This is a genomic window from Microcystis sp. LE19-8.1F (genome assembly GCF_027531715.1).
Lineage (GTDB): Bacteria > Cyanobacteriota > Cyanobacteriia > Cyanobacteriales > Microcystaceae > Microcystis > Microcystis wesenbergii_A.
Genome location: NZ_JAPZSO010000006.1, coordinates 68,342 through 95,062, shown reverse-complemented (window position 1 = coordinate 95,062; position 26,721 = coordinate 68,342). Strand labels below are relative to the sequence as shown.

29 protein-coding genes are annotated in these 26,721 nt (G+C 42.9%); 15 read left to right on the top strand and 14 right to left on the bottom strand.

The features are described from left to right. Positions 1-74 precede the first annotated feature (74 nt). From O9334_RS01170 to psb34, 3 genes are all read left to right on the top strand, one after another. Positions 75-869: an HpsJ family protein gene (locus tag O9334_RS01170; RefSeq protein WP_045361594.1), complete on the top strand. Its 795-nt coding sequence runs from the start codon at positions 75-77 to the stop codon at positions 867-869. 683 nt (positions 870-1,552) lie between these two features. Beyond that, the gene (locus O9334_RS01165; protein ID WP_045361591.1) at positions 1,553-2,284 is read left to right on the top strand and encodes an undecaprenyl-phosphate galactose phosphotransferase family protein; all 732 of its coding nucleotides are present in this window, start codon (positions 1,553-1,555) and stop codon (positions 2,282-2,284) included. 494 nt (positions 2,285-2,778) lie between these two features. After that, a complete protein-coding gene (psb34, locus tag O9334_RS01160) occupies positions 2,779-2,958 on the top strand; it encodes a photosystem II assembly protein Psb34 (protein ID WP_045361589.1) in 180 nt (59 codons plus the stop codon). A gap of 74 nt (positions 2,959-3,032) precedes the next feature. On the opposite strand, the gene O9334_RS01155 is transcribed toward psb34, so the two are convergent. Continuing rightward, positions 3,033-3,815 (bottom strand): tetratricopeptide repeat protein, encoded by a 783-nt coding sequence (locus O9334_RS01155; protein WP_149987904.1) that lies wholly within the window; start codon positions 3,813-3,815, stop codon positions 3,033-3,035. A 62-nt stretch (positions 3,816-3,877) separates the two neighbouring features. Between O9334_RS01155 and psbP the strand changes: the two genes are divergently transcribed. From psbP to ureG, 4 genes are all read left to right on the top strand, one after another. Continuing rightward, positions 3,878-4,426 (top strand): photosystem II reaction center PsbP, encoded by a 549-nt coding sequence (psbP, locus tag O9334_RS01150; protein ID WP_008205525.1) that lies wholly within the window; start codon positions 3,878-3,880, stop codon positions 4,424-4,426. Positions 4,427-4,861: 435 nt separating this feature from the next. After that, entirely contained in the window at positions 4,862-5,230 is a 369-nt protein-coding gene (locus tag O9334_RS01145; RefSeq protein WP_287998646.1) for a hypothetical protein, read from the top strand. A 128-nt stretch (positions 5,231-5,358) separates the two neighbouring features. Next, positions 5,359-5,946: a Maf family protein gene (locus O9334_RS01140; protein WP_287998641.1), complete on the top strand. Its 588-nt coding sequence runs from the start codon at positions 5,359-5,361 to the stop codon at positions 5,944-5,946. 175 nt (positions 5,947-6,121) lie between these two features. Beyond that, positions 6,122-6,715, top strand: a complete 594-nt coding sequence (gene ureG, locus O9334_RS01135) for an urease accessory protein UreG (RefSeq protein ID WP_002792251.1) — start codon at positions 6,122-6,124, stop codon at positions 6,713-6,715. Between the two features lie 105 nt (positions 6,716-6,820). On the opposite strand, the gene O9334_RS01130 is transcribed toward ureG, so the two are convergent. The 3 genes from O9334_RS01130 to O9334_RS01120 all read right to left on the bottom strand — a co-directional run bounded on the left by O9334_RS01130 (position 6,821) and on the right by O9334_RS01120 (position 10,924). Further along, positions 6,821-7,546 (bottom strand): WecB/TagA/CpsF family glycosyltransferase, encoded by a 726-nt coding sequence (locus tag O9334_RS01130; protein WP_045361578.1) that lies wholly within the window; start codon positions 7,544-7,546, stop codon positions 6,821-6,823. Positions 7,547-7,712: 166 nt separating this feature from the next. Then, positions 7,713-9,128: an ABC transporter substrate-binding protein gene (locus tag O9334_RS01125; protein WP_287998637.1), complete on the bottom strand. Its 1,416-nt coding sequence runs from the start codon at positions 9,126-9,128 to the stop codon at positions 7,713-7,715. A gap of 194 nt (positions 9,129-9,322) precedes the next feature. Further along, on the bottom strand, positions 9,323-10,924 hold the full coding sequence (locus tag O9334_RS01120; protein ID WP_287998634.1) for a B12-binding domain-containing radical SAM protein: 1,602 nt from the start codon (positions 10,922-10,924) through the stop codon (positions 9,323-9,325). Positions 10,925-11,302: 378 nt separating this feature from the next. Here O9334_RS01120 and O9334_RS01115 point away from each other — a divergent pair, with 378 nt between their 5' ends. Continuing rightward, complete coding sequence (locus O9334_RS01115) at positions 11,303-11,479, top strand: DUF4089 domain-containing protein (RefSeq protein ID WP_002740449.1); 177 nt, start codon at positions 11,303-11,305, stop codon at positions 11,477-11,479. Next, positions 11,476-12,807, top strand: a complete 1,332-nt coding sequence (locus O9334_RS01110; RefSeq protein ID WP_287998630.1) for an AtzE family amidohydrolase — start codon at positions 11,476-11,478, stop codon at positions 12,805-12,807. The genes O9334_RS01115 and O9334_RS01110 overlap by 4 nt, the downstream gene beginning before the upstream one ends. A 194-nt stretch (positions 12,808-13,001) precedes the next feature. Here O9334_RS01110 and O9334_RS01105 read toward each other — a convergent pair whose 3' ends face one another. Then, positions 13,002-14,171 (bottom strand): glycosyltransferase family protein, encoded by a 1,170-nt coding sequence (locus O9334_RS01105; RefSeq protein ID WP_287998626.1) that lies wholly within the window; start codon positions 14,169-14,171, stop codon positions 13,002-13,004. A 166-nt stretch (positions 14,172-14,337) separates the two neighbouring features. On the opposite strand from O9334_RS01105, the gene O9334_RS01100 reads away from it, so the two are divergent. From O9334_RS01100 to rodA, 4 genes are all read left to right on the top strand, one after another. Beyond that, on the top strand, positions 14,338-15,615 hold the full coding sequence (locus O9334_RS01100; RefSeq protein WP_045361563.1) for a glycosyltransferase: 1,278 nt from the start codon (positions 14,338-14,340) through the stop codon (positions 15,613-15,615). Then, positions 15,602-16,393 (top strand): MOSC domain-containing protein, encoded by a 792-nt coding sequence (locus O9334_RS01095; protein ID WP_287998618.1) that lies wholly within the window; start codon positions 15,602-15,604, stop codon positions 16,391-16,393. The genes O9334_RS01100 and O9334_RS01095 overlap by 14 nt, the downstream gene beginning before the upstream one ends. A 286-nt stretch (positions 16,394-16,679) precedes the next feature. Further along, entirely contained in the window at positions 16,680-17,741 is a 1,062-nt protein-coding gene (locus O9334_RS01090; protein WP_287998613.1) for an Mrp/NBP35 family ATP-binding protein, read from the top strand. A gap of 243 nt (positions 17,742-17,984) precedes the next feature. Continuing rightward, positions 17,985-19,265 (top strand): rod shape-determining protein RodA, encoded by a 1,281-nt coding sequence (gene rodA, locus O9334_RS01085; protein ID WP_287998608.1) that lies wholly within the window; start codon positions 17,985-17,987, stop codon positions 19,263-19,265. 33 nt (positions 19,266-19,298) lie between these two features. Here rodA and O9334_RS01080 read toward each other — a convergent pair whose 3' ends face one another. The 4 genes from O9334_RS01080 to O9334_RS01065 form a co-directional block, all read right to left on the bottom strand. Continuing rightward, positions 19,299-19,544, bottom strand: a complete 246-nt coding sequence (locus tag O9334_RS01080; protein WP_045361551.1) for a type II toxin-antitoxin system RelE family toxin — start codon at positions 19,542-19,544, stop codon at positions 19,299-19,301. Next, entirely contained in the window at positions 19,541-19,765 is a 225-nt protein-coding gene (locus tag O9334_RS01075) for a hypothetical protein (protein ID WP_045361548.1), read from the bottom strand. The genes O9334_RS01080 and O9334_RS01075 overlap by 4 nt, the downstream gene beginning before the upstream one ends. Before the next feature lie 72 nt (positions 19,766-19,837). Further along, positions 19,838-20,092, bottom strand: a complete 255-nt coding sequence (locus tag O9334_RS01070; protein WP_002771824.1) for a DUF7219 family protein — start codon at positions 20,090-20,092, stop codon at positions 19,838-19,840. Between the two features lie 97 nt (positions 20,093-20,189). Then, positions 20,190-21,134 (bottom strand): NAD(P)/FAD-dependent oxidoreductase, encoded by a 945-nt coding sequence (locus O9334_RS01065; protein WP_045361545.1) that lies wholly within the window; start codon positions 21,132-21,134, stop codon positions 20,190-20,192. Between the two features lie 97 nt (positions 21,135-21,231). Here O9334_RS01065 and O9334_RS01060 point away from each other — a divergent pair, with 97 nt between their 5' ends. Together O9334_RS01060 and O9334_RS01055 are read left to right on the top strand one after the other, a co-directional pair. Then, the gene (locus tag O9334_RS01060; protein ID WP_287998599.1) at positions 21,232-22,062 is read left to right on the top strand and encodes a YaaW family protein; all 831 of its coding nucleotides are present in this window, start codon (positions 21,232-21,234) and stop codon (positions 22,060-22,062) included. Position 22,063: 1 nt separating this feature from the next. After that, positions 22,064-23,338 carry an O-antigen ligase family protein gene (locus O9334_RS01055; protein ID WP_045361539.1) on the top strand — a complete coding sequence of 425 codons (1,275 nt, stop codon included), beginning with the start codon at positions 22,064-22,066 and terminating at the stop codon, positions 23,336-23,338. Positions 23,339-23,789: 451 nt separating this feature from the next. On the opposite strand, the gene O9334_RS01050 is transcribed toward O9334_RS01055, so the two are convergent. The 5 genes from O9334_RS01050 to O9334_RS01030 are packed head-to-tail and all read right to left on the bottom strand — an operon-like array spanning position 23,790 to position 26,687. Then, positions 23,790-24,686 (bottom strand): AEC family transporter, encoded by an 897-nt coding sequence (locus tag O9334_RS01050; RefSeq protein WP_190380520.1) that lies wholly within the window; start codon positions 24,684-24,686, stop codon positions 23,790-23,792. 48 nt (positions 24,687-24,734) lie between these two features. Next, complete coding sequence (locus O9334_RS01045) at positions 24,735-25,310, bottom strand: Uma2 family endonuclease (RefSeq protein WP_287998593.1); 576 nt, start codon at positions 25,308-25,310, stop codon at positions 24,735-24,737. Between the two features lie 4 nt (positions 25,311-25,314). Further along, positions 25,315-25,485 carry a hypothetical protein gene (locus O9334_RS01040; RefSeq protein WP_190380522.1) on the bottom strand — a complete coding sequence of 57 codons (171 nt, stop codon included), beginning with the start codon at positions 25,483-25,485 and terminating at the stop codon, positions 25,315-25,317. Then, positions 25,472-25,867, bottom strand: a complete 396-nt coding sequence (locus tag O9334_RS01035; protein ID WP_079207901.1) for a nucleotidyltransferase family protein — start codon at positions 25,865-25,867, stop codon at positions 25,472-25,474. Before O9334_RS01035 ends, O9334_RS01040 begins: the two co-directional genes overlap by 14 nt. Then, positions 25,827-26,687: a formylglycine-generating enzyme family protein gene (locus O9334_RS01030; protein ID WP_287998588.1), complete on the bottom strand. Its 861-nt coding sequence runs from the start codon at positions 26,685-26,687 to the stop codon at positions 25,827-25,829. The genes O9334_RS01035 and O9334_RS01030 overlap by 41 nt, the downstream gene beginning before the upstream one ends. Positions 26,688-26,721 lie beyond the last annotated feature (34 nt).

The window sequence follows — 26,721 nt, the reverse complement described above, 5'->3', positions numbered from 1 at the left end:
TCCGCGAATCCCCAGCGAGAACTTTTAAACAGACTAATGAATCTATTCATTGACATACCATTACAGAAACAGCGATGAACAGCTTTACTTCTTTGTCCCTGAAATTAACGGGATTGGTTTTCATTTTTTCCTTCCTTTTGGATGGGTTTATCCTGCCGCTGCCCTATCGATTCAGTCAATCCCAATGGCAGGTAGGGTTCGTCACCACCTTTGTCGATCGAGGAATTGTTCCTCTTCTGGGTATCATTCTCGTTTTAATCGCTTACTGGATTGATGCTAACAGAGATAGAGATGTCATTTCCAGAAAATCCCGCTTTGAATTGCGTTGGCCGATCTTTATTTTTTCCACACTGTTAGGCTTAGTTTTTCTGTTGATGATTCCTGTTCATATCAATAATATCAACCAGATTAAAAACAACGCTTTGACTCAAATTCAACAGGGTGTTGACCAAGGGGAGGGACAAATTCAAGCCTTCTTAGTCCAGTTAAATACTCTATCCCAAAATCCTCAACTATTAGACCAGCAGATCTCTCAGAGAACTCAAGTGATTGAAACAGGTCGTTTCCAAGGACAACCGATCAGCACAGAACAGTTAGAGACCCTCCGTCAACAAAAAGAACAATTAACTAATTTACGGAATTTATCCAAAAAACCGAAGGAGTTTAAACAGAAATTAGATGAGATCAAAAATCAGCTACAAACTCAGCTGCAAGATCGGCGAACACAGGCAGAAAGTCAAGCTAACTTGGAGGCTTTGAAACAGTGGTTAAGAATTGGTATTCAAAGTATGTTGCTATCGATTTGCTATAGTTTGATCGGTTGGTTAGGCATTCGAGAACTAGGTAGTATGAAAAAACGCCCCGCCTAAGCAGGGGATTTATCTTCATGATGAAGTATAAAGTTTTCGTTTTCGGGACTCAGAATTCTCCGAGTCAGGAGACGAGCGCAGACAAGAGCATAATTCATCCTTAGGATCAAAGCTGTAACTACTTAAATGTTCAGCCACAGGGCATCATTTGCTGATGCTCTTTTATTTCTTGCATAATTAATTTTTGGTGGTTCAAAAACGTCCCATAAAACCAAATCCTGTTTAAAAGGTATAGGAGAGTGGGGAGCAGGGAGACCACTTCGTGCGCGACGTTCGGACGTTCGGCGAAGCTAAGTCGAGCGGACGGTGAGGCTTCGACGGTGAGATCAGCCGAACCGCTTGTCGAACCGCCGCGATGCTCAGTCGAGCCGTTGCGGGGGGAGAGGGAATTATAAATTATGAATTAGGAATTATGAATTGGGAAGTGGCAAGAATAAATAAAAGCAATCTCCTGACTGCTGACTACTGACTACTGACTGCTGACTGCTGACTGCTGACTGCTGACGACCGACTCCCGACTCTTAACCCCAGCAACAAACTTTTTGCCGCAAACCCTAATTAGAGATTTTTCAGTACAAAGGCTCTAAAATAGCCCGTGCCAGTTATTGGCCTGAAGACTTGTTTTTTCAGTCTTGTGGCTTTATCATGAGTACTGTGTGGTGTGTGTGATGTGAAGGAGTAAGATGACTGCTAATAGCCAACTTATCTCCGTCAAGGCTCTACAAGCTTTGATGAAGCGAGGGTTCAAACCTTCGGTCTCTGGTAGACGGCATCAAAAATCTTGGTTAATAGCTTTAGACGGCGATACCTCAAAACGATTATTCGATATCGTTTTCTCCCTATCGGTGCTAATTTTCTTTTCGCCGCTTTATTTAATCTTAGCCTTATTGATCGCGATTAGTTCCCCCGGTCCGGTCTTCTATGTGCAGAAGCGTGTCGGTCAAAACTTCCAGCATTTCAACTGTATTAAGTTCCGTACTATGGTGATGGATGCGGATAAGGTATTAGAGAGACTGATGGAAGACTCTCCCCAACTGCGGGCGGAATTCGAGGATAATTTCAAGCTTAAGGACGATCCCCGCATAACTTGGATTGGCAAATTTCTGCGCTTAACCAGTTTAGACGAGTTCCCCCAATTCTGGAACGTCCTGCGAGGAGATATGAGCGTCGTCGGTCCGCGGCCTTTAGTTCCCGAAGAATTGCAGAAATATGGCAATCGCATCGACAAAGTTTTAACTATTCGCCCCGGTTTGACTGGTTTATGGCAAGTTTCTGGACGTAATGACATCCCCTATCCCATGCGCGTGCAGATGGATGTGTATTACGTTAATTCGCGTAACTGGTTAACCGATATCTGGGTAGTCTTCAAAACTATCGGTGTTGTGGTTTTTCCCAAAAATAATGGTGCTTACTAAAGCAGTGAATAGTAATTAAAGATTACTCACTGCTGTTTGAATGTAATTAATCGCTAGACTGGAGGAGAGAAAGGCAGAACTGGCTTTTTTCTCCTCTTTTTTTGAGAAAGATGATGACAGTAATTATAGCGCTTTTCACCTTACTGAGGTATCGACAATGAAAACTGCTATAAATACGTCTTAGCTTACCAAGTTTTAACATTGGGTAAGGATGGTCTCTGTCGCTTGCTATTCTATGAGACTAGGCTTCTGTAAGAATTTTTAACAGACAATTTGTGAAAGTGATTGGCTTTTTTTAAGTTGTTTTCGCGGTTTCAATCAGGGGAAATGCGATCGCCAATAAAAGTAGCAGAGTCCAGCAGTTACCCCAAGACTAAGAATTGTTATCCCCGCCGGAATTCCAAACATCCCCGACTCACTTACTAAAAATATGTTGTACTATTGTAATAAGAGGATTTTTTTCCTGAAAAATTGTCATATTCGAGGTTTTGATTATGCCTTATACAAACGAAGAAGGTGGACGCTTAAATAATTTCGCCGCCGAACCGAAAGTTTATCAAGCGACCCCCCCCACTAAATCGCAACAACGTAATTATCTTTTCTGGGGTGTTGCTGCGATCACACTTGTCGGTGGACTGTTAGCCGTCGCTTTTTACGCATCTCAAGCTGGCTAAAATTTAGTCCCTCGTAGTTGCGATTTAGCCCCTTTCACTCCTCTTTAGCGCTAATATCACAACTACTCCCTATTTTAAGGCTTTTGACCCTGAATTAATGCCACTGCTGACTGAGACTTAGCCGCAGTCCCCTGTTTACCCTGAGATAACGCTAGACGGGCCGCTTCCTCTAAATCAGCGATCGCTTTTTCCCTGTTTCCCAATTTATAATAGGTTAAACCCCGATTGTGGTACGCTTCGGCAAAATTAGCATTGATTTTCAGACTCTCATTATAGTCCCTTAAAGCCATTTCCTGCTGTCCGGCTCGGTTATAGGACAGGGCGCGATTATAGAAAATGCGATCCTGTCCTCTAGTTCCCTGTAAACTCAAAGCTTTTGTGTAATCCTCGATCGCTTCTAGGTGTTTACCTAAGTCATCCTTAGCATTACCGCGATAAATAAAGAAATCAGCAAAATTTCCGTTTAAAGCGATCGCTTTTGTGCAATCTTCCACCGCTGCCTCGTATTTTTTCGTCAGATAATGCACATAACAACGATTACCGAGAGCATTAACATAATTGGGGTTGATTGTCAAGGCCTGGGTATAATCTGCGATCGCTCGCTCGTACTGGCCGAGAACTAACTCCGCATAGCCGCGATTATAGTAAGCATCGGCATCCTTGGGTTCTAATTGTAGAGCTTGAGTAAAATCTGCGATCGCCCCTGAGTAATCCCCTGCGGTTAAACGATCCACCCCCCGATTATAAAATTCTACAGCCTTGACGGGGTTAGCGGTAGTTTGAGCGCTTAGGGGAGAGATAGTCAGTAAAAAAGTGGCTATAGCTATAATAATTGTCAATTTTTTCTTAATTTTCATAATCCGTTCACCTAAACAATTCAAGGTAAAATTAAACAGCCCTACTTACAGGTCAAAATATCATGATTAAATCTCTTTTGGCGACTTTCCTCCTAATTACCACCCTCCTCTTCACCGCTTGTGCAACTCCCATCGCTGGACTGCAAGGATACACCAGTGGCAGCCAAGGCTATCAATTTTTATATCCTAAGGGTTGGACGCAGGTGGATGTGAAAAAAGTTGCGGGAGTAGATGTGGTTTTTCATGACCTGATCGAAACGAGCGAAAATTTAAGCGTTATTATCAATCCCGTCCCCGACAATAAAACCTTAACAGATTTAGGGACCCCCTCGGAAGTGGGCTATCGTCTCCTGAAAAATAACAGTCTTAACCCCAATCTTGATAAGGAAGTAGAATTAATTCGCTCAGAATCTCATCAAATCGACGGACAAGATTATTATATCCTCGAATATCAAGTTAAATTAGCCAACGGTCAAGAACGTCATAATCTGGCCAGCGTCACGGTTAATAATAATAAACTCTATTCTTTTAATCTTTCCACTTCCCAAAAACGTTGGACGCAAATTCAAGAACTCTTTGAAACTATCGTTGATTCTTTCTCGGTTAGTTAGGGAAACTGGCAACAGGCAACAGTAAAACGTAGGGTGCGTTAGACGGCAAAAATTCCTGTTTTGACTTAAAGGTAACAATCCGTCGTAACGCACCACCTATCATCAACTAGGTAGCCGGTTTACAATTAAAGATAACAGACAAAGAACCAGAAGCCTGTCCCACTATCTAACAATTAATTGAGATTACTTACTGAGTCAGTAATCAGTGGGGAAGTGGTAACTGGTAACTGGTAACTGATAACTGGTAACTGATAATTAGCTGGTTATAATTAAATTAAAAATGGATTTGAGGTTCGATCCCCCCTACCCCCTAGGGTTGATTCAAGGTAGGGTTGATTCATGAATCAACCCTACCCTTGATAAGGGGGGTGTCTGATAATTTTTAACGCCTACCTACTTAACTGATAACTGATAACTGATAACTGGTAACTGAATATGAGTAACTCGGAAGAAAATAGACTAGATAGACTCGAATCTCTTGCTGACAATACCCTAACAGAACTACGGGAGATTAGATTAGGATTACAGGAAACCAATCAGGGATTAAAAGAAACTAGAGTGATCGCTAATTCTAACGCTAAATCGAGCGAAGCGTTAACTAATAGTCTTGCTGAGTCTAAAAAAGAATGGGAAAAAGACAGACGGGGACTTGATCAACTGCTAGGACAATTAACTCGATCAATGTCAAATTTTTATGAGGTTCAGTCAGATTTTTATAATCGATTTGACAAGGAAGAAAGACAATCCCGCATGGTTGAGATTTTAGATCGTTATTTACCCCCCGAAAATCCTGTCAATTCCTAGCATAAATAGCTAAAAACCTGATAACTGATGGTGGGTTACGGTAAATAGATAAATTGATAATTAAGTCTAATAATTTGTCATTGCCTAACCCACCCTACCTAACTTTTCTCCTTTTTCCTTTAAAACTTATGTCCATTCCCTTGATTCTTGCTTCCGCTTCTCCTGCACGCAAAAAACTATTACAAATGGTGGGAATCGATCCAATTGTGCGGGTGAGTAACTTTGATGAATCGACAATTAATGCTGATGATACTCTCCATCTTGTCCAAACTTTAGCCCAATGTAAAGCACAAACGATCGCCCCCCAATTTGATACAGGATTAATTCTTGGTTGTGATTCCGTTTTAGAAGTAGCGGGGGAAGTCTATGGCAAACCCAAGGATAAATCAGAAGCGATCGAGCGTTGGCAAAAAATGCGCGGTCGGGTGGGTACACTCTATACAGGTCATGCTTTAATCGATCGAGTTAATCATCAAACCTTGACTCGTTGTGGGATCACTAAAGTTCACTTTGCCAATATCAGCAATGAAACAATTATTGCCTACGTTGACACCGAAGAACCCCTCAAATGCGCCGGCTGTTTTGCCCTAGAAGGAAAGGGGGGTTTATTCGTAGAAAGATTGGAGGGATGTCACAGTAATGTTATCGGTTTAAGTTTACCCCTATTTAGGCAGATGTTAACGGATTTTGGCTACCAAATCACTGACTTTTGGTGATCTTTTTGCCGATAATTTTCCCAAATTTATTGGCAAAAGGGCTTGACAAATTCTCAAATTTGTGTTAACCTTTTATTATAATGGGAATCCGTGTCGCCCTGCGAACCCCTGTTTTTTCTATCGGATAGCCCCAAAATTTTTAACCCTTTCCTTGTCACTTTTTCCCGAAAAAACTATGTCTTGCTTGCGCGTGGGAATTGCCGGTCCGGTGGGTTCAGGAAAAACAGCCCTGCTCGATGCCCTGTGTAAAAATTTGCGGGATCAATATCCGATCGCCGTAGTCACCAATGACATTTATACTCAAGAAGATGCCCAATTTTTAGTGCGATCGCAAGCTTTAGCCCCGGAAAGAATTTTAGGAGTAGAAACGGGAGGATGTCCCCATACAGCTATTCGCGAGGATGCCTCAATTAACTTAGTTGCCATTGAACAGTTAGAGAGAAAATTTGCTAACTTAAAGTTAATTTTTCTGGAAAGTGGTGGTGACAATTTAGCGGCAACCTTTAGCCCCGAATTAGTAGATTTAACCATCTATGTGATTGACGTGGCAGCCGGAGATAAAATTCCTCGCAAGGGGGGACCGGGTATCACCAAATCGGATTTATTGGTAATTAATAAAATAGATTTAGCCCCGATGGTGGGGGCAGATTTAGGGGTGATGGATAGAGATGCCAAAAAGATGCGCGGGGATAAACCCTTTATCTTCACCAACTTGAAAACACGGGAAGGATTAGAGCGAGTGATTGCCTTTATCGAAAAGAATTTATAATAACTAAGTAGTCGTGCAAAATAAATTTCCTAGTGAAGATAGGCAAAAGGCAAGAGGCAAGAGGTGGTTAGATATGTGTAATTAATTTTGCTTAGGTACTTATTGCTAGGAATAAAAAAGAGAGCGCCAGAAAAATTTAGGTAAAGCTAACATTCTTTTCCAGCGCCAAGGTTCCTGATAGAGTCGATACAACCACTCTAAATTATTGTCACAGAAAAAGCGAGGGGCGCGGATTTTTGTCCCGGACCAGATATCAAAACTACCCCCCACACCTACCCAGATAGCTTGGGGACAGATATTGCGATGTTCCCTAATCCAATATTCTTGTCGTGGTACTCCCAAACCAACTAAAATTAACCGCGGTTGTTGATCTTTTAATACCTCGATCCAATCGGACATTTCTTGGGAGGATAGATAACCGTGGTTAGTCAGAATGCGGATATTAGGTATCTTTTTTTGCCAATTACTTGCCGCTTTTTCCGTAATCCCCGGTTTACCACCAAAAAAAGCAATAGGAAAACTCTCTCCCTGCATTCCTAACTCAGTAATTAAGGATTCTGATAATTCAATACCGGGGCAGCGGGTTTGTTTTTTACCCCTTAATTTTAAGTAAATAACAATCCCAGCGCCGTCGGGAATAACTAAATCTGCTTCTCGAATAACTTGGGCTACTTTAGCATCATTTTCCCCTAACATTGCCATTTCTGCGTTGAGAGTGACAACGTGGGAACCAAAACCTTGATAGAGGCGATCGATTAACCAACGACTGTAGTTATCGAGGAGATGAACCGGTAAACCAAGAACAGAATATTTAGGGGGAGTTTCTAACATAAGTAGGTAGGTGTTAAAAGTTGTCAGGCACCCCCCTTATCAAGGGGGGATTAAGGGGGGATCGGCACCCCCCTTATCAAGGGGGGCAGGGGGGATCAGAGGCAAAATCTATCTTCAATTTAATTATAAATACTTACTTATAATTCATCTTGATTTAGTTGTCATTTTATCGAGAAATTGGCACAAAATCTACCCCAAAACTAGAACGAGAACCGGGTTTAACTACCACTAATTGCACGGATTGATTGCGATCGCCAGACGGTAAAAATCGCACTGGATTAGTCGCCCCGGAAACAGAAAAATCACTGCTTCTTAACGCCTGTTGAACTCCCTCTCGGCTAGATTCTGCCTTAATGCCAGCGATTAAAGCCTGGGTAGCGTCATAGGCGGTAGCAGTGCGCCAATTTACGTCTCCTTGCCACAATTGGCGGGAATTATTCACAAAAGGACTATTCGGATTAGCCCCCAAATGCCAAGCGATAGCGACAACCATGCCCAAGGCATTTTTTCCGCCTACATCCAGAGTTTTGGGGCTATAAACGTCATCACCCGCCACAATCGGTAATTTTTGACCATTGATTTGAACCACCTGCAAAGCCTTATCTAGGGTACCACTATCCCCAAGAAGGGCGATTAAATTTGCTCCCTCCTGTTGAGCTTGTTGGAGGCTTTTAGAAGGGGTAAAAGTCAGAGAAGATAGATCAAATTCACTCACCACTTGACCTCCTCCTAATCCTAAAGCGGTGATAAATTCAGATTTTAGGGATTGACTATAATTACTTTGGGAGTTAAAAAATACCACTGCCTTGACGTTAGGAATTTTTTGCAAGCTAGATTCGGCTAATGCCCGTGCCGCCACAAAATCACTGGGAACAGAACGAAAGATATAGTCACCAAAATTGGAGAGTTTAACTGAGGTACTGATGGGGGAAATCATTACTAATCCTGCTTTTTGATAGATAGCGGCCGCCGCTAAAGAGGTGTCACTGCTAGTGTGTCCTACTACTCCTAAAATGCTGTTATCAGCCGTTAATTTTTGGGCAATTTGAGCGGCAATTTCGGGATTATCAGCATCATCAGCAATGAGAACTTTTAAAGGAGTGCCATTAATTCCTCCGGCTTGATTGATTTGATTTTGAGATTGGGCAACTCCTCGTAAAACTTCTAGGGCGGTGTTGACATTGCTCCCAATTGGCACGGAAACGGCGATAGTATAGGACTTAGCTTGACCGATACGGGCGTTATTTAAGTAGATGAGAGCTTCCGGATCATTTTGATTAGCTCGCAGGGATTTTTCTAGGAGGGAAACTGCTTGCTGAAAGTCTCCTTTCCCGAGAGCCTGTATGGCAGCTTGTTTGTCAAAAGAAGCCCCTTCAACTATTAATAAGTTTTCCCCTTGACTAAATTTTGCCTGTGCCGATACCGATTTTTGCTCCGGTGATATTTTCTCGATTTCAGAAAGATTGGTTGGGTTATTTTTTCCTTGAAAACGATTGTATAACCACCAACCACCTGCCCCAAAAAATATTAGGGTAATCAGCAGGGCTAAAAGCAGGGTAACGGTCTCATTTTTCTGGCTCATGGGCTGATCAACTAAGATTAAATTAATGGTTTAATCGAGATTTATAGTTAATAAAAGTAGCATTTTTTTTGTTTTTAATAGGGCTAATTCAAGTCTGAATGACACCAATATCCGATCTACCTTGATAGAATACCTCATTTCGGGTCTGATAGTCAAGACATTGTTTAAATGCGTCTTAGCTTATTAGCGATACTTTACCTTTTTGTTTGGGAATCTTCTAAATGTTTTACCAAAACATTTGAGGATAAAGGACCGTGTAAATGACTCCAGGGTAAAACCTGTTCTAAACGCCATTGTTGATGGACGTAATAATCTAGAGGGGGAATTTGTCCTTTTAGTTCCTTAAAAGCCCGTTTATAACTGCCTAAAGAATCACCGTAGCCACGGGTTAATTCTAACAGGGAAGTTAAGCGGCGATCACCTCTAGATAATAGGGCTTGAATCACTGACCAATTATAACTTTCTGGGCGAAATTCTATGCCCTGTTTACCTAATTGTTTCTCTAGATATTTTAATCTTTTTTCGGCCATTTTATTAACTCCAAACCACTGAAAAGGAGTATGGGATTTAGGCACAAAGGTGCTGCAACCGAAAGAGATTCGCAGTCCAGAGGCGGCTTTTTTTAATGCTGTTAACATTTCCACAGTCGCGCCAATATCTTCGGTTTCTTCTCCCGGTATTCCCACCATACCATAGAGTTTTATCCCTTTTAAACCGCCGGCTTTGGCATTAATGGCAGCTTGGATAATTTCATCATTGGCTAACTTTTTGTTGATAATTTCCCGCAGGCGATCAGAACCACTTTCTACGGCAATAGTAATTGATTTGGTGTCTCTTTGGGATAAAATTCTGGCTAATTTTTCCGTGACGGTATTAGTTCTAACTGAAGCGATCGAGAGTCTAACTCCCTCAAATTGTGGTTGAAAAAGATAATCGAGTAAGGTGTCAAATTCAGGATGTTGGCTGACGGAAGCACCTAATAAACCAAGGCGATCAGTCACTTTTAAACCTTTTTCAATGGCGGGAATCAGGGATTCTAAACTAGCGGTACGAAAGGGTAAAGTTAGATAACTAGCTAAACAAAAACGGCACATTTCTGGACAACTTCGCACCACCTCTACCATATAAATATTCTCCCATGCCGCTTGTTTTGTTACCACCGTAGAAGCAGAAAGGGTATTACTGCGATAGGTTTGTTTACTAACAAAGACGGGAACATTATTATCTATGGGTAGAATTGCTGTAATTTCACCTTCGGGACTATCATAATTAACGGTATATAAACTAGGAACATACACCCCCGGAACCTGGGACAAATGACGGAGTTTTGTCGGGCGATCGGCGTTTCTAACCTCTTGATAGGCATTAATAAAATCAGCAATTAAATTTTCACCATCTCCCAATAAAATTACATCAAAAAAAGCGGCAAAAGGTTCGGGATTAGCGGTTAAAACTGGTCCACCTCCAAAAATTATCGCCTGTCGATCTTGCCGTTGATGACTGTGACAGGGAATTTCTAAAGATTCTAACAGCGAGAGGATATTAACATAGTCTAATTCCCAGGAAAAGGAAAAGCCGACTAATTCGGGATGACGGGGTAAAGATTCTTGAAAATCCGTAAATAAACGACTAACTTGTATATCCGATCGCAGGGCTAAAGTTGCCCAAACAATTTGATAACCTAAACTGGTTATACCCACAGAATACTGATTAGGAAAGGCAAAAATAGTTCTAAGGGCATCACTGTGGGGTATTGCGGGAGTAAAGAGGAGTTTTTCGTCTTGTAAGATGGTCATTTCAGTTATCAGTTATCAGTTATCAGTTATCAGTTATCAGTGACTACCAGTAGTCTTCAGTAGCTTTTAATTTTCATTCTCTTGAAAGGGGAGACTTATTACCTCTTGTTTTTGGTCATATATAAGTTTAATTTAATCCGGAGGTGAAGGAGGGGAAAATATCTCTATATACAGTTCTAGGATCATATCTAAGGTTCTGATCCTGGGGAGTCGGGGGTCAAGAACAAATTCAAGTTATACTTCCTCCCTAGGGATAGCTATTGTATTTACAGCAGATTTTCTCTTATATCCTAGCAGCTTAACTAGGTGTCGATTTTATTCCTGAGCGCTGCTTTCAAGCAACTCTTGATCTCCTTAACCCCAACCAGAACGAAATCTATGAATAACCCAGAAGAATACGTTATAATCATGGCGAAAATCCTAGATTTAACCATTCCCGATCGCTATTTAAATTCTGTGGTTGAAAACTGGCAACGCTTGCAAGAAATCGCCAGTTTAGTGACAGAATTTCCCTTAGAGGATGACGGGGAAAGCGCCCTCAGCTTTGAACCATGACTATTTCTGTGAGCAATTTAGCTCGATCGATCCAAAATCGTCAAACTAGCGCCTTAGAAGTTATTAGCCAGACTTTAGCGGTGATAGAAGCGAAAAATCCCCATTTAAATTGCTTTACCGACATTTTATCGCCAAGGGCGCTCGCTCAAGCCCAAAAAATCGATCTAGCGATCGCTAATGGGGAACCCGTCGGTGTCTTAGCAGGAGTCCCCTTCGCCGTCAAAAATCTCTTTGATATCGAGGGTATTGTCACCCTTGCCGGTTCCAAAATCAATCGAGATCACCCTGCCGCCGGACAAGATGCGATCGCTATTCAAACCCTAGAAGCGGCCGGGGCAGTTTTGGTGGGGGCGACCAATATGGATGAGTACGCCTACGGTTTTGTCACCGAAAATGCCCATTATGGGGCCACTGCCAACCCCCTCGATCCCAGTCGCGTCTCGGGGGGATCCTCTGGCGGTTCCGCCGCTGCCGTTGCCGCTAATTTAGTGCCTCTCGCCCTCGGTTCCGATACTAATGGTTCCGTGAGGGTTCCCGCCGCTTGCTGTGGCGTAGTGGGGCTAAAACCCACCTTTGGGCGCGTATCCCGTCAGGGCCTATTTTTGTTCGTTAGTAGTTTGGATCATCTGGGATTTTTTAGCGACAATGTGGCGGATATGACGGCTATTTGGAGTCTTTTTGCCAAAAATAACCTTAAAGCTCCTTTAAATGGCTTAGAGGGCGTAAAAATAGCCCTTGCCGATGATTATTTTCAGCAGGGAGCCGAACCGGAAGTAATCGAGGCGGTGACAGCGATCGCCGAACGTTTAGGAGTTACCAAAAAAATCACCATTCCCGAAACCGCCCGCGCCAGGGCAGCCGCCTATATAATTACCGCTTCCGAGGGGGCAAATTGGCATTTACCGCGTTTACAGACCAGATTAGAGGATTTTGACCCCGCAACCCGGGATCGCTTCTTGGCAGGGGCATTAATTCCCGCTAGCTGGTATTTACAGGCTCAACGTTTTCGCCGTTGGTATCGCGATCGTCTGCGAGAGATCTTCACCGAAGTCGATATTATCCTCACCCCGACGATTCCCTGTATTGCGCCGCCGTTAGGAGTAGAAAAAATGATTATTGACGGGCAAGAGCTATTAATTAGACCCAATTTAGGCAGATTCACCCAACCTTTTTCTTTTATCGGTTTACCTGCCCTTTCTTTGCCGATTAAACGTTCATCCCGGCTACCTTTAGGTTTACAAATCATCGCCGCACCCGATCGCGAAGACTTAATCCTAAGCGTAGCCATGGTTTTAGAGGAAATGCTCAAAGATATCCCGCACCAGTGAGATTTCAAGGGCTTACTTCCCCTTAAAATCCCTAATTTAGGCACTTATTAAGCGAAAAGGTCATTTTTCCAGTCTGATACCAAATACTGTTATTAAAGGCTGATTATTTATTCCTCCTGTTGCCTCTTGCCTCTTGCCTTTTGCCTATCCTGATATGTAGCCTATACTTAACGGATTTAGTCTGAGTAAACAATCTACTGGCTCGGAGACTCCTTTTCAATCACATCTAACCAAGCGGCGGCCGATCGCTCCCAGGTGTCAGTTAGGGCAATTTGACGACATCTTTCGCGCTCTTGGGCTAAAAGCTGGGGATTTTTCAGTAATTCGACAATTTTCCAGGCTATAGCTTCCTGAGTAGCCGGATCGGTTACTTCCCCCGGTACTTTCACACAGTAGTCCTTTTCTCGAAAAACAGCAAAATCCGTCACCACTGGCAGACAGCCCACCACTGCCGACTCGCGCACGGAAATACAATCGATCTCACGATAGGTGCAACCGTAGTAATGAATAGCAGAGCGCGCTTTTTCCTCGATTAGTTGACGATAACCCATCATTCCGCGATCAACTACCCCCGCACTAGCTTTAATCAAAGCGATTAAATTATCCCGCCATTCCTTGCGATCGCCAATTTCATCCCGTTTAGTAAAACCATAGTAGAGATGTAACTCGGCTGCGGGAATTGCCGCCTTGATAATCGGCCAGCCATGCTTTAACATTGACTCTAAGCCGCGATAATAACGAGAGGCATAGACTAGACGATAGGGAAGATAGTCACTTTCCGGCACCGTCTCACTTACAGCCAAAAGGGAAGCATCAATACCATTAGGAACAATCGGACATTGATGATCGGGACAGAAATCCAGTAAATCCCGTTGATATTGGCTTTTACAGAAAATTTTGTCATATCTAGCCAAAATTTCGGGGGTATAGGAGGCTGCTGGCACTTTAATATCTTGCCAATCAAAAAAAATTCGTTCTGCCTTGGTACCAGGACGGCAATAGGTGGGATGACGAGAGATCACCAATGTCTCAAAGTGATCCTGCCAATTCATCTGGTAATAATTAACATAGCGAATACCGTCCTGTTCCCCTTCCATACCCTCACAATTGCCAAAAATCGTCACTTTATAGCCGCGTTTCGTCCATTCCTGCGCTAAAAAAGCCACCGATGCCTGTGTACCACTGGCCCCCCGTTGCCAAATTTCCGCCGGAAGCATGGGACGATATTTTTCTGTGTAAATAACGATCGATTTTTTCGGCCAACGACGGGCGCTCAAACGCTGTTTAATTTGAAATAGGGAAGGTGCGCTGGCTCGTAGCCATTGTTTGAGATTAGATTGTAGGGATGGAGTAGCTTGTGACACTCTTTTTCTCCAAGATCGAGGGAAAATAGGGGCGATGGGTGATAGAGTCTTAGTTCCTTGTATTTAACTCGATTTCTCGACTCAGTAGAACAATTCGAGCCTATCATATAATTAGGTTCAAGTCAAAAATCAATCTTTTTATTGCCAGCTATCGACAAGGAAATCTATGAAAATTGTCATCCCGATCGTGTTTTATCGCAAAGGAGGAGTAGAAAGAGTCATTATCTCTTTAATACCTAGCTTATTAGAATACGTCGAACAAATTATTATCGTCCTCCCTCGTAATGACATTGAATATTTTAAGTCTTTAATGCCCGATTCCGATAAACTTATCTACGAGGATTTTGCTTTTTATCCCCAGAGTTTTGAGCCAAAATTAATCTATTTTTATGGTCTTCTAGCGAATTTTTATAAAACCCTAAGACTGACTTCTATTCATCGTCTTTTCTCTCGTAGAATTGAACTTTTACGCATCGAGACAAGAATTAATCAGATTATCAAGCGTTACCAAGCTGATCACTGTTTGTATGGAATGACTAATCGGATTTCTCCTCCCAATGTCAAGGTTACTTTAAGTGGCATTATTTATGATGTCTTTTGGCAATTTGCTCCCTTAACTTACTCAGAATCCTATCAAGAACCCTACAATGAAGCGTTAAAAGAATGGTTAGATCGGGCCGATCTACTCTTCACAATTTCCCAAAAAACTAAAGACGATGTTTTAAAAGTTTTTCCCAATGCTACCTATGCTAGTAAGTTAAAAGCTGTACCCTTAGCGGGATTTGTTGAGCAGTCTAATCCCAAGAGTGATTTAGTCAAAAGTGAGCTAGTTACTTTTTATTTTCCCTCCTCCTTTGGTATCTACAAAGATCATCTGACTTTGCTCAAAGCAGCCATTAAACTAGCGAAACAAGGTTTAAAATTTCAAATAGTTTTTATTGGTAAAGAAACCGATAATCTAGTTAGTGGAAATTTGCAATTATCTCAACAGTCCAAAACCCAAGAATACCAAGATTACCTCCAAGAATGTACCCGACTTTATCTGGAAAATCAAGAAATTTTCCAGAGTCATTTCAAGGGATTAGGTTATCAAGACTATGAAACCTTGCAATTTTATTATCAAACCTGTTACTGTGTGGTATTTCCCTCAAAATACGAAGGTTTTGGATTAGCAATAGCGGAAGCCATTTTACAAGGTATTCCCGTTATCGCTTCCGATTTAGAAGTGTTTCAAGAACAGGTAGAATTATATAATTGTCCCGAAAGAGTGCAATTCTATCCTAGGGGAGATGCGGAAAGTTTAGCTAATTGTTTAGAACAATTTATCCTCAATCCAATTCCTCGCTTGTTACCCGAAGATATCCCCAATAGAGTTAATCTCTGGACTTGGGAAGATGTGGCAAAAAAATATGTAGAACTACTGAAAGAAAATGCAGGTTACTGATCTCTATATCTACCCGATTAAATCCTGTCGAGGTATTCAATTATCCCAAGCTGAAGTGACTCCTAAAGGTTTACTCTGGGATCGGGAAATGATGTTAGTAGATGGCAAGGGTAAATTTATCACTCAAAGAGAATATCCGCAATTAGCCAGGGTTTCTGTCACGATTACAGGAGATAAATTTTCTCTGAAAACATCTCAATATTCCCTAACTTTTCAGCCTAATTTCACAGGAGAAAAAAGAGAGGTTCAAATCTGGGAATCTCAAACCATAGCCATGGATCAAGGGGATGAAATCGCCGAATGGTTCGAGAAAATTCTGGACATTCCCTGTCGTTTAGTGCGACAATCTCCCGATTATCCACGTCCTGCGAACCCTCGCTATGCAGGGAATGATCATACTCCCGTCAGCTTTGCCGATGGTTATCCAATTTTATTAACTAATACTGCTTCTTTAGAGGACTTAAATCGGCGTTTAGTTGCACCAGTGCCGATGAATCGTTTTCGACCTAACATTGTTATTAGTAGCGATCAAGCTTTTAGCGAAAGTAGTTGGCAAAAGATCAAAATTGCCGAGATAAATTATGCTCTAGTTAAACCCTGTAGTCGCTGTATTATCACCACCACCGATCAAGAAACAGGTAGAAGAAATCCCCAGCAGGAACCTTTAAAAACCTTAAGCACTTTTCGCAGTTTCCCTGGGGGCATCATGTTCGGAGAAAATGTCATCCCCGAAAAGACAGGTACAATTAAAGTCGGCGATCCTATTACCGTAATCTAGGGAAATGGGGGTTATCAGTTATCAGTTATCAGTTATCAGTTATCAGTTTTCAGTTTTCAGTTCACTGATTAAGTACCTAAGCAAAATTAATTACACATATCTAACCCCGCTCTTGCCTTTTGCCTTTTGCCTCTTGCCTATCTTCACTAGGAAATTAATTTTGCACGACTACTTACTGTTCACTGTTCACAGCAAAAAACTCCCCACTCCCCACTGATAACTGTGCGGGCATCAAGGTTAAGATAAATAACCATAAGAACAATACTTGACTAGAGACACTGAAACCATGCCCCTTGATACCGCATCGATTTTAGAAGTATTACGTCCCGTTCAAGATCCGGAACTGCAAAAAAGCCTAGTGGAATTGAACATGATCCGCAATGTGGCGATCGATGGCGGAAAAGTCAGCTTTACCCTAGTTTTGACCACTCCTGCCTGTCCTTTGCGCGAATTTATCGTGGAAGACTGCCAAAAAGCCGTTAAACAGCTGCCCGGTGTGGAAAGTGTCGCTGTGGACGTAACTGCCGAAACCCCGCAACAAAAAGCTTTACCCGATCGCCAAGGTGTGGAGGGGGTTAAAAATATTATCGCCGTTTCCAGTGGTAAGGGCGGTGTGGGAAAAAGTACCGTGGCTGTCAATATCGCCGTCGCCTTGGCTCATTTAGGGGCAAAAGTGGGGCTATTAGACGCGGACATCTACGGCCCCAACGCCCCGACAATGTTGGGCTTAAATGACGCACAAGTGACGGTACAGGGCGCAAATGGCGAGATATTGGAACCCGCTTTCAACCATGGCATCAAAATGGTTTCCATGGGCTTTTTGATCAACCCCGATCAACCGGTAATCTGGCGCGGTCCGATGTTAAACGGCATTATCCGTCAGTTTCTCTATCAAGTCAATTGGGGCGATTTAGACTATTTAATCGTCGATATGCCTCCCGGTACCGGGGATGCACAATTAACTTTAATTCAATCGGTCCCCCTAGCGGGTGCGGTGATTGTCACCACTCCCCAGACGGTTTCTTTAATTGATGCGCGCCGGGGTTTAAAAATGTTCCAACAGCTAGGGGCGCGGGTTTTGGGTATCGTGGAAAATATGAGTTATTTTATCCCCCCAGATCAGCCCGATCGCTCCTATGATCTATTTGGGTCCGGTGGTGGGGAAAAAACCTCGCAAGAATTGGGCATTCCTTTACTGGGATGTGTGCCTCTGGAGATATCCCTCCGGGAGGGCGGTGATACTGGTGTACCAGTGGTTTTGGGGCAACCGGAATCGGCCTCAGCTAAAGCCCTGATAGCGATCGCTCGTCAGGTGGCGGCGAAAGTATCCCTAGCAGCCTATAGTTAGGGTTTGCGGCAAAAAGTTTTTCCTGGGGGCAGGGTGTGGCCCCCCCAACCCCCCCGACATCGGGGGGGCAGGGTGTAGGGTGTAGGGTGTTACCCATTTTCAGGGAAAAAGTCCCTAAATTTTCCCCCCGATCACTCCAATGGCCGGTACTTTTGGATTTCAAAAAGGTCTAAAAGTCTTATCGAACAATGTTTTTAGATTTATTGAGCAAACCCTAGTTAGTTAGTAAATGTGGGGAGAGAAATGGTGAGAAGACAGTCCCTTATTAGTAGGAAACTAAGGGGTTTTAATGAGCGGTTTAGCTTCATTTTCCGGGATATAGCCCAAATTGATTGGCTTTTGTTCGTTTTGGTGACGGGTTTAACCGTTTTCGGTGGTTTAATGATTCGTAGTGCCGAAAGGAACACCACTGCTCTCGATTGGTGGCAACACTGGTTATTCGGGGCCGGGGGAGTGGCGATCGCTTTATTTCTGGCCCGTTGTCGTTACGAAAGTCTGCTGAAATGGCACTGGTTAACCTATCTTCTCACCAATCTCTCCCTAATTGCGGTAATTGTCCTAGGGGTGACGGCGAATGGGGCGCAAAGTTGGATTAATATCGGCAGTTTTAACGTGCAACCGTCGGAATTTGCCAAGGTAGGTTTAATTATCACCCTGGCAGCCCTCCTACATCATCGTCCCGCCGATAATCTTTTTGCGATCGCTCGTGTCTTTGCCGTCACTGCCATCCCCTGGGTGTTAATTATGGCGCAGCCGGACTTGGGGACAGGATTAGTCTTTGGGGCAATTACCCTAGGCATGATTTACTGGGCTAATGCGAAACTGCCTTGGATGATTATCCTCTTATCTCCCCTCCCATCGGTTTTTCTGTTTAATTTACTTTTTCCTGCTTGGATTGTTTTAGCAATTATCATCGCTGTCCTTGCTTGGTTTACCCTTCCCTACCGTTTTGTATCTACTTTCATCGTGGTGGCAACTAATCTGGCAGTGGGTAAATTAGGCGAGGTTTTTTGGGGTTTATTAAAAGAATATCAAAAAGATCGTTTAACCCTATTTCTTGACCCAGAAAAGAATCCTTTGGGGGGAGGTTATCAATTAATTCAATCCCGCATTGCCATCGGATCGGGAGAATTATTGGGACGGGGATTACACCAAGGCACCCAAACCCAATTAAATTTTATTCCCGAACAACACACCGATTTTATCTTCTCCGTAGTCGGGGAAGAATTCGGTTTTGTCGGCAGTATTTTGGTTTTAATAACTTTCTGGTTAATCTGTTGGCGTTTGTTAGTCATTGCTAATACTGCTAAAGAAAACTTTGGTTCTTTAATAGCGATCGGTGTTCTCTCGATGATCGCTTTTCAGGCAATTCTTAATATTAGCATGACCGTGGGATTAGCCCCGATTACAGGGATTCCTCTACCCTGGTTAAGTTATGGACGTTCATCTTTATTAACCAATTTTATCGCCCTGGGTTTAGTGGAATCCGTGGCTAATTATCGACCCCGTAAGCGTTTGTACTAAGTAGAGCGATTTTATAGTCTTTTAAGTAATTAATCATTCATCATGAGTGCCAATCCAATACCAATAAATGTGATCGGATTCCAAGAAACCCAATGCACGATAGTTGAGGCTAATACGCGCTGAATAAATCGGTTGTCGATGACTCACTTTTTTGAATTGAATACTATTATGATACGGATCTTTTTGCCAAAGTTGATAAGCTTTAGCTGCCTGTTCTTGAGTTGAGATCGGTAACTGTTCGAGTTGTTTACGAAAAGACTGGGTGATGCTAGATTTCATTCGGGAAAAATTTGATTCAAGAGAACAGTTTTACTATTCCTAATTTCTTGGCGCACCATCTCGGCCATCTTATCCCACTTATCATCGGTTGTTTTGTTAAAGCTAGTTTCCCACTGTTGTTCGTCCTGTACTTCTGCCAATAGCCTAGATGCAATCGCGTCTTCTTGATTGGGAGACAGTTTTTCAATTTCGGCGATCGCCTGTTGCCATAGTTCCGTCATAATCAATTGAAAAATAAAATTTACTATGCCACTTTAGATACTGTTTACTGGTCACTGAAAAACCCCCGTCTCTCAATCTCCGTCATCCTCAAAATGATTAGCTAGTAGGAATTTTTGACTGGTATTCAACTCTTGCCAAAGCTGGTTAATTTTCTCGTAAGCTTCCGTGGAGGTAAGCTTTCCCCCAGTGTGTAAACCAGCGATAAAAGAGACTCTCAGGGCGAATTCCTGCAAGTTAGCGTTAAAAACCAGATTTTGTGGCGTGAATAAACCCCTGTAGCTGGTTTTAGGGTAGAGAAAGTTATCTTTAGAATTGAATTTTTCCATTGTTACCGACCCCCCAGTATAGGATACCTACATTATTATATGTTTAACCTTTTGTTAACCCAAGCTTAACCTAAGAATTTAAACCTGTCTCTAGATTCTAGAAGAGTAGCTGCTGAACTTGATTAGCTGCCGCTATCCCAGAAGTTAAGGCCGTTTCTAGGGAAGAATTTCTCGATAAATCTCCCCCTTGACACCAATCACCACAGGCAACCAGAGGTAAAGGACTATTAACACTTAAACAGGGTACAGCTAAACCCTGACGGACTAAAGCATAACGCCAACGGTGCAGCTGAGACCAATCCGGGAGAGGCAAAGAAGCGCGAGAGAGCAAATCTAGCTTAACTGCTTCTAAATCCTCGCTATCGAGATATTTAACCGCAAAATCTCCACTACTATGCACAACAAAGACATAATCAGGGGATGATTGCCGTTTACTGCTATCAAGTCCTAACCAAGCGATATCGGTGGCGGGAGTAACTGCGGGTAAAGAATCGCCATAACCTGCCATTACCGTTAAACAGGGATCGTAAACGATTGATCGCAATTCTGGCATAGTAGTTATGGGAGAGTTTTCTAACAATAACGCCGCTTGCGGGGCGGGAATAGCTAGGACAATCACCGAAAACTCTCCCCGAATTTGACCGTTATTGTTTAAAACCCATTTTTCTTGACGATTTTCCAGACGAGTAACCAGAAAATCTCGTTCAATTTCTAAACCTTGAGCTAAAAATTTCGCCACGCTATTGATGCCAGAAGGAGCAACATAGCTAGAATCAAACCAAGAAGTAACTATATTCTCTCTCAGTAGATTATCAATTAAAGCCGCCGTTTTTTCCCCCTGAATAGTCAAAAAAGGCAAGCCATGATCCACAGCTATCTCTTGATTGGCTCGATTAACCCGTCGCGTGGCTAAACGACCACCAATGCCTCTAGACTTATCAAATAGCTTAACAGTATAACCTCGATCGCACAACTGACGAGCGCAGGTTAACCCGGCTAAACCCGCGCCAATGATCCCAACCTTAATCGAAAAATTTGTCACTAGCCTTCCTAATCCCGTGAACCCTTGAGTTAATATTAGTAGTAATCAGCACTAGCGAAACTAAGTTGATTATTGGGGCTGAGGAGGAGAAACCACATTGGACGAACTACGCACAGCTTTGGAGTTAGCCACCGAGGAGGAACTACAGCAAATCACTAACATCCTCTTTTGCCGTCGTTTTAACCCTCTCGATTATCTACGAGCGCCGGACGCAATCGCCGTTCAAAGTCAAGATTGGGAAAGTTGGTTAGATAGCGTCGAGGATCGTTTTCGTTATTTGGCTGCCGATGGTGTGACAGTATTAAAAGGTCAAACCGAAAAAGTTAGTTATCGTCAAATTCTCGTCCGTGTCTGTCATTTCCTCAAGGTTCCCTACTCCCAAAAAATGCCGACAACGGAAATTGAAGCGGAAATCTATCTTCATCTGGTTAACAAAGCTTGGAAACGTCTCCCCCCATCGGAACAAAAATCCCTCTCGATTCAAATTCAAAAGGCGCTCGCGGATTCCCACACTCCCCAACCCTTACCCGTTCACCTACAACACAATCCCCTCGATATAGTCCTCAAAGGCGGCAGCGTCATCGCCATTAATTCTATCCTGAAACCGATTCTGCTCAAACATATCGCCGGGCAGTTCGCTCTCCATTTTGCCCGCTATCAAGGGGCAAAAACAGCTTTAATTGAAGGAGGAACAGCGATTGCTAATCAAATCGCCCTACAAACGGCTAAACAGGGCATGACTACGGCGGCGGCCCGGTACGGAGCGGTCAGAACCGTGTTAAGTTTGGTAGGACCGGCTTTATGGGGTTGGTTTATTGCTGATCTCGGTTGGAAGGCGATCGCCACCGATTACGGCCGGATTATCCCGACTATTTTTGCCATCGCCCAAATTCGTCTGACTCGTGACGATTGTTGGCAACCTGCATAGCATGAAAAAGATTTTTTGTCAAGGGTGGGAGTGGAATTTAATACTTTTTTCAGTTTTTATTGCCATGATCCTGCCGGAGTTAGCGGGTATCGGCATTATTATCGTATTAATTAGGGTTTTTACTGGCAATTTTCGGGCAATTATCCAGTCACGTCTCAATCAAGGTCTCGGTATCGTCACTCTTTGGTTAATGATTAGTGCCAGTCTTTCCCCAACTCCGGGGGATGCTTGGATTGGTTTAGGAAATTTCCTGCCTTTTTTCTTCTTTTTTAGCAATATTCGGCAATTAATTAAAAAACCCTCTCAGTTGCGTCAACTAGCTTGGGTGATGGTTATTCCGTCGGTTTGGGTAGTGGTGATGGGATGGGGACAGATTTTTCTCGGTTGGCAAAAACCGGAAGCATTAAAAGGGATTTTTACCTGGCCCTACGGGGCGGGGGGTGAACCTTTGGGGCGAATGTCTTCGGTTTTTATGTATGCTAATCTTTTGGGGGCTTATTTACTGATAACTCTGATTTTAGCCCTCGGTTTATTAATTCTAACTTGGCGGCAGTGGCACAGACAAAGAAATAACCTTTTAAATCTCAAAGTCGGGTTTTTAACTTTAACCATATTTATCGACAGTGTAGGGCTATTTTTAAGCAATTCTCGCAATGCTTGGGCCTTAGCCTTTTTAGGTTGCCTAATTTTTGCCCTTTATCTGGGTTGGAATGCCTTAGTCGCTGGTTTTGTCCTCTTGGGAGGGGTGATTTCTCTCGCTTCTTGGGGACCAAATCCTTTGAGGGATAGTTTGCGTTTCTTGGTTCCTAGGGCGATTTGGGCGCGATTATCCGATGAAATGTTCCCCAATCGCCCTCTAGCGACTCTCAGATCAACTCAATGGCGTTTTACTCTAGAAATGACCCAAGAAAGACCCCTATTCGGTTGGGGATTACGCAGTTTTACACCTCTCTACGAAAAAAGTCAGGGATTATGGTTAGGTCATCCCCATAATTTATATTTGATGTTAATGGCAGAAACGGGAATTATCGGCTTAATTTTATTGTCTGTTTGGGTGGGTTGGATTTATGCCCAAGGGTGGCGTTTATTTATCTTTCTACGGCAACAAAAAGCCGGGGGTGAGTTAATTATCTTTACCTATCTGGTAGCCTTTGGTGCTTGTGTTTTATTTAATCTCGTCGATGTTACCCTCTCCGATGTCAAGATTAATACTATTGTTTGGTTTCTCTTGGCTGCTATTGCCGGGGTGAGTCAAAGGTTAAATTATGAATTATGAATTGGGGAGAGGGGTGTGGGGTGTGGGGTGTAGGGTGTGGGGTGTAGGGTGTGGGGTGTGGGGTGTAGGGTGTGGGGAGAATAAATAAAATAATCTCCTGAATAAGGGTGCATCCCACACTTGCAGAAATACCAACAATCAGCAATTATCAGTGACTCTTAAATTAGTACAAAAATATGAACAATCGCGTGTAAGCATCCCACCGAAAAACTAATGCGCGGGGGGTTTGGGGGCGGCGCCACGCCCCCAACGGGGGGTTTGGGGGGTAGAACCCCCCAAAAGCTTGGATTGAGTGATAAAACCGAAAGTAACGCCCAATTTTAGGAGAAAGTTTCCCCTTAAAAATCCCAAATTAGTAGATTTACAAAAATGAGATGCACCCCCTGAATACTGATAACTGAATACTGGCTCCCCAAAACGAAAACTTCGCACCTCACCATTAAGATAACTGCTATAAATAGACTTTTAATAACCAAAGAAAGAAAGGAATAGTCAGAAAACTAGCAAGGGTAGTGACCACAACTGTGCGGGCCATTAAAGTTGCCGATCCACCGAATTCCGTGACTAAAATGACGGTATTAACGGCGGTGGGCATGGCACTTTGTAGGATGAGAATTTTTAGATCCATACCAGTTAATCCTAAACTATTGCCGATCGCAAATGCCAAAAGAGGAGCGACTAAAAGACGCAAACAGGCCCCTAATAATTCTAATTTACCGATCGCTAATTTTTGCTGAGATAATTGAATACCTAGGATAATTAAAGCCAAAGGAATTGCCGCTTGTCCTAGATAGCTAATACTTTTATCTAATTGCAGGGGAAGATGAAAAGAGAAAGTTTGAAAGCTAATGCCGATAAAAATTGACCAGATTAAGGGCAATTGAAAAACTAAGCGAAATCCTGAAAGAAAGCTTTTTCCTTGCAAATAAGCGGGACTAATACCAAATAAAAGAATACTAGAGCCAATCATATAGATTATCGCTCTTTCCAGTCCGGCCGCACCCAGGGCAAAACTAGCCACCGGTAAACCCATATTACCGTTATTGGGCATCACGGCGGCAGCCATGAGGCTTTTGCGGGTATCACCATCGAGACTGAGACAATAGGCCATAATTTCGACGACAATCACCATTACCAGTGAAATAAGGGCAAAGCCTAGGATAATTAAACCGATATTGCTGCCGGATAAAGTGGTGTGATAGAGTCCATCAATCACCAAAGCGGGGGCAAGAATATATACCGTGATTTGGGAAAGGGAATGCACTTCCACAGTGAGAATTTTTCCTGCTATCACACCGATGAGGATGATAAAACCCACTGGAACAATAGCGGAGAGAATAGCAAGCATTAATCAAGTAAAAAGTAAATAGTAAACAGAAAAAACTTATCTGATTTTTTAACAGATTTCTGTTATATCTTCATATAAAGATTCGATCGCACAGTGAAAATCGATACTAGCTAGATAAATATCTGCTCCTTTGCTGTAGGGATAAAGAACCCAGAATCCTTCGTCATTGCGACGAAAACAATCTACACTGATGCGTTCTTGACTGATAAGAACGTATTCTTCTAAAGTTTCGATCGAACGATAGTCGGCAAATTTATCGCCCCGGTCAAAGGCAGCAGTAGTGGGGGATAATACTTCTACAATCAAGCGCGGATAACGGATAAAATCTTCCGAGAAAGACCGATTATCTCGCGAGTCGCAAGTGACCACAAGATCGGGATAAAAATAACTATTAGCTATTTCTAGACGAACTTTCATATCTGTGGCATAGACAAGACAACCACTACCCCGCAGCCGGTTTTTTAAAAGTGTGGCTAAGTTGATAATAATCATACCATGGGCTTTACTTGCACCAGTCATGGCGTAGGTTTGACCGCGAATGTATTCGTGTTTATCCTTGGCTATTCTCTCCGTTGCTAAATAATCTTCCGGGGAAAGATAGTTATAGTCAAAGTTAGCAATCATTTGGTTAAATCACCTTTATTGTCTCTAAAATCAATTCTAACTCTCGATCGAGGAGCGGTACATTTTTAAAAATTGTCTGACCAACACCTGCCAATTTTGCCAGTTGCTCGGCAAATTGTTGAGCTAATTGACCTGCTCGGACAATATCCAGTAAAAAAGCCTTATCCCGCCACATAAATCCCTTGCGCTGTCCCTAAAATCTCTCGTTGACGAATCCAATTATGACTCTGCTCGATCGATTTTTTCGTTAGCAAATCAACTTTCCGTCCCAATAAATTCTCTAATTCCCGTTTCATCCTCGAAAACTCCAGAAGTCCCCAAGAAACACTATCTTGAAAACTGACCAGTATATCAATATCGCTATCTGGACGAAAATCTTCCCGCAAAACCGATCCGAATAAACACATTTCAGATATCTGCCATTTCTGACAAAATTCGCTGATTATTTGCTGGGGTAGTTCTATTTTCAATTTTTTCACCTCCCTGTCACCGGTAATCAGTGATCGGTTTTCAGATTTAAGGAGAATTATCGCTAACGACACGAAAACCGATATCATAGAGTCCAGCAGTAGCCAGAAATTTGACCCGGTAGGCCGAGCGACACTTGTTGGGGCTGTCATTCCAGGAACCCCCGCGTAAAACTCGTCTGTCCCTATCTTCTATTGTGGCTGCTTCGTAGTTATCGCGCCAGTAATCTGCACACCATTCCCTGACATTTCCGTGCAGGTCGTAGAGTCCGAAAGGGTTAGCGACGGCAAACATTCCCACCGGTGTGGTTTCCCTGCGATCGCATCCTAGGCGACCTTCCCCATAACGACCAGAACTGCACACTTTTCCGCCATAATCCCAGTCCACTCCGGAATAGTTGGCTAAATCAGTGGAAATTGTCGGGCCGAAGTGAAAAGGGGTTGATGTTCCTCCCCGACAAGCGTATTCCCATTCTTTTTCTGCGGGTAAACGATAATTGAGTCCCGTGAGACGGGATAGGCGATCGCAAAATTCCACCGCTTCCCACCAGTTAATTTGTTCTACGGGGCGATCGTAACCTTCAAAATGGGCCGGATAGGGATTAAGTTCAATATTTACTGGTTCTAATTTTGCCACCTCGCGCCATTGTCGTTGGGTAATTGGGTAGCGACTCAGACAAAAAGCCTGAACATTAACCGGAGATTGGGGACTTTGACTCGATTTCCAGCCTAACTCGCTTTTGGGCGCACCGATGAGGTATTGACCGCTAGGGATAGAAATCATTTCTAAAAAGGTTTTTTTGCTTAAAAAATATTTATAACCTCGATTAGTGACTTTTTCCCGTTTAATTTCCTCACCTTTGCCATTAACAGTGACCACCTCATCGGTAAAATCTAACCATTCTCCCATTCTGCACCCCTCTATCGGTTATCGGTTGATCGGG

Coding starts and splice junctions, on each gene's coding strand:
- ureG (WP_002792251.1), top strand. CDS start 6,122: ATGTCTTGCTTGCGCGTGGGAATTGCCGGTCCGGTGGGTTCAGGAAAA.
- O9334_RS01035 (WP_079207901.1), bottom strand. CDS start 25,867: ATGATATCGGTTTTCGTGTCGTTAGCGATAATTCTCCTTAAATCTGAA.
- O9334_RS01030 (WP_287998588.1), bottom strand. CDS start 26,687: ATGGGAGAATGGTTAGATTTTACCGATGAGGTGGTCACTGTTAATGGC.
- O9334_RS01140 (WP_287998641.1), top strand. CDS start 5,359: ATGTCCATTCCCTTGATTCTTGCTTCCGCTTCTCCTGCACGCAAAAAA.
- O9334_RS01145 (WP_287998646.1), top strand. CDS start 4,862: ATGAGTAACTCGGAAGAAAATAGACTAGATAGACTCGAATCTCTTGCT.
- O9334_RS01075 (WP_045361548.1), bottom strand. CDS start 19,765: ATGACGGAACTATGGCAACAGGCGATCGCCGAAATTGAAAAACTGTCT.
- O9334_RS01045 (WP_287998593.1), bottom strand. CDS start 25,310: ATGATTGCTAACTTTGACTATAACTATCTTTCCCCGGAAGATTATTTA.
- O9334_RS01090 (WP_287998613.1), top strand. CDS start 16,680: ATGCCCCTTGATACCGCATCGATTTTAGAAGTATTACGTCCCGTTCAA.
- O9334_RS01165 (WP_045361591.1), top strand. CDS start 1,553: ATGACTGCTAATAGCCAACTTATCTCCGTCAAGGCTCTACAAGCTTTG.
- O9334_RS01115 (WP_002740449.1), top strand. CDS start 11,303: ATGAATAACCCAGAAGAATACGTTATAATCATGGCGAAAATCCTAGAT.
- O9334_RS01095 (WP_287998618.1), top strand. CDS start 15,602: ATGCAGGTTACTGATCTCTATATCTACCCGATTAAATCCTGTCGAGGT.
- O9334_RS01155 (WP_149987904.1), bottom strand. CDS start 3,815: ATGAAAATTAAGAAAAAATTGACAATTATTATAGCTATAGCCACTTTT.
- O9334_RS01070 (WP_002771824.1), bottom strand. CDS start 20,092: ATGGAAAAATTCAATTCTAAAGATAACTTTCTCTACCCTAAAACCAGC.
- O9334_RS01080 (WP_045361551.1), bottom strand. CDS start 19,544: ATGAAATCTAGCATCACCCAGTCTTTTCGTAAACAACTCGAACAGTTA.
- O9334_RS01125 (WP_287998637.1), bottom strand. CDS start 9,128: ATGAGCCAGAAAAATGAGACCGTTACCCTGCTTTTAGCCCTGCTGATT.
- O9334_RS01120 (WP_287998634.1), bottom strand. CDS start 10,924: ATGACCATCTTACAAGACGAAAAACTCCTCTTTACTCCCGCAATACCC.
- O9334_RS01055 (WP_045361539.1), top strand. CDS start 22,064: ATGAAAAAGATTTTTTGTCAAGGGTGGGAGTGGAATTTAATACTTTTT.
- O9334_RS01130 (WP_045361578.1), bottom strand. CDS start 7,546: ATGTTAGAAACTCCCCCTAAATATTCTGTTCTTGGTTTACCGGTTCAT.
- O9334_RS01040 (WP_190380522.1), bottom strand. CDS start 25,485: ATGTGGCGGGATAAGGCTTTTTTACTGGATATTGTCCGAGCAGGTCAA.
- psb34 (WP_045361589.1), top strand. CDS start 2,779: ATGCCTTATACAAACGAAGAAGGTGGACGCTTAAATAATTTCGCCGCC.
- O9334_RS01110 (WP_287998630.1), top strand. CDS start 11,476: ATGACTATTTCTGTGAGCAATTTAGCTCGATCGATCCAAAATCGTCAA.
- O9334_RS01050 (WP_190380520.1), bottom strand. CDS start 24,686: ATGCTTGCTATTCTCTCCGCTATTGTTCCAGTGGGTTTTATCATCCTC.
- O9334_RS01100 (WP_045361563.1), top strand. CDS start 14,338: ATGAAAATTGTCATCCCGATCGTGTTTTATCGCAAAGGAGGAGTAGAA.
- O9334_RS01170 (WP_045361594.1), top strand. CDS start 75: ATGAACAGCTTTACTTCTTTGTCCCTGAAATTAACGGGATTGGTTTTC.
- psbP (WP_008205525.1), top strand. CDS start 3,878: ATGATTAAATCTCTTTTGGCGACTTTCCTCCTAATTACCACCCTCCTC.
- rodA (WP_287998608.1), top strand. CDS start 17,985: ATGGTGAGAAGACAGTCCCTTATTAGTAGGAAACTAAGGGGTTTTAAT.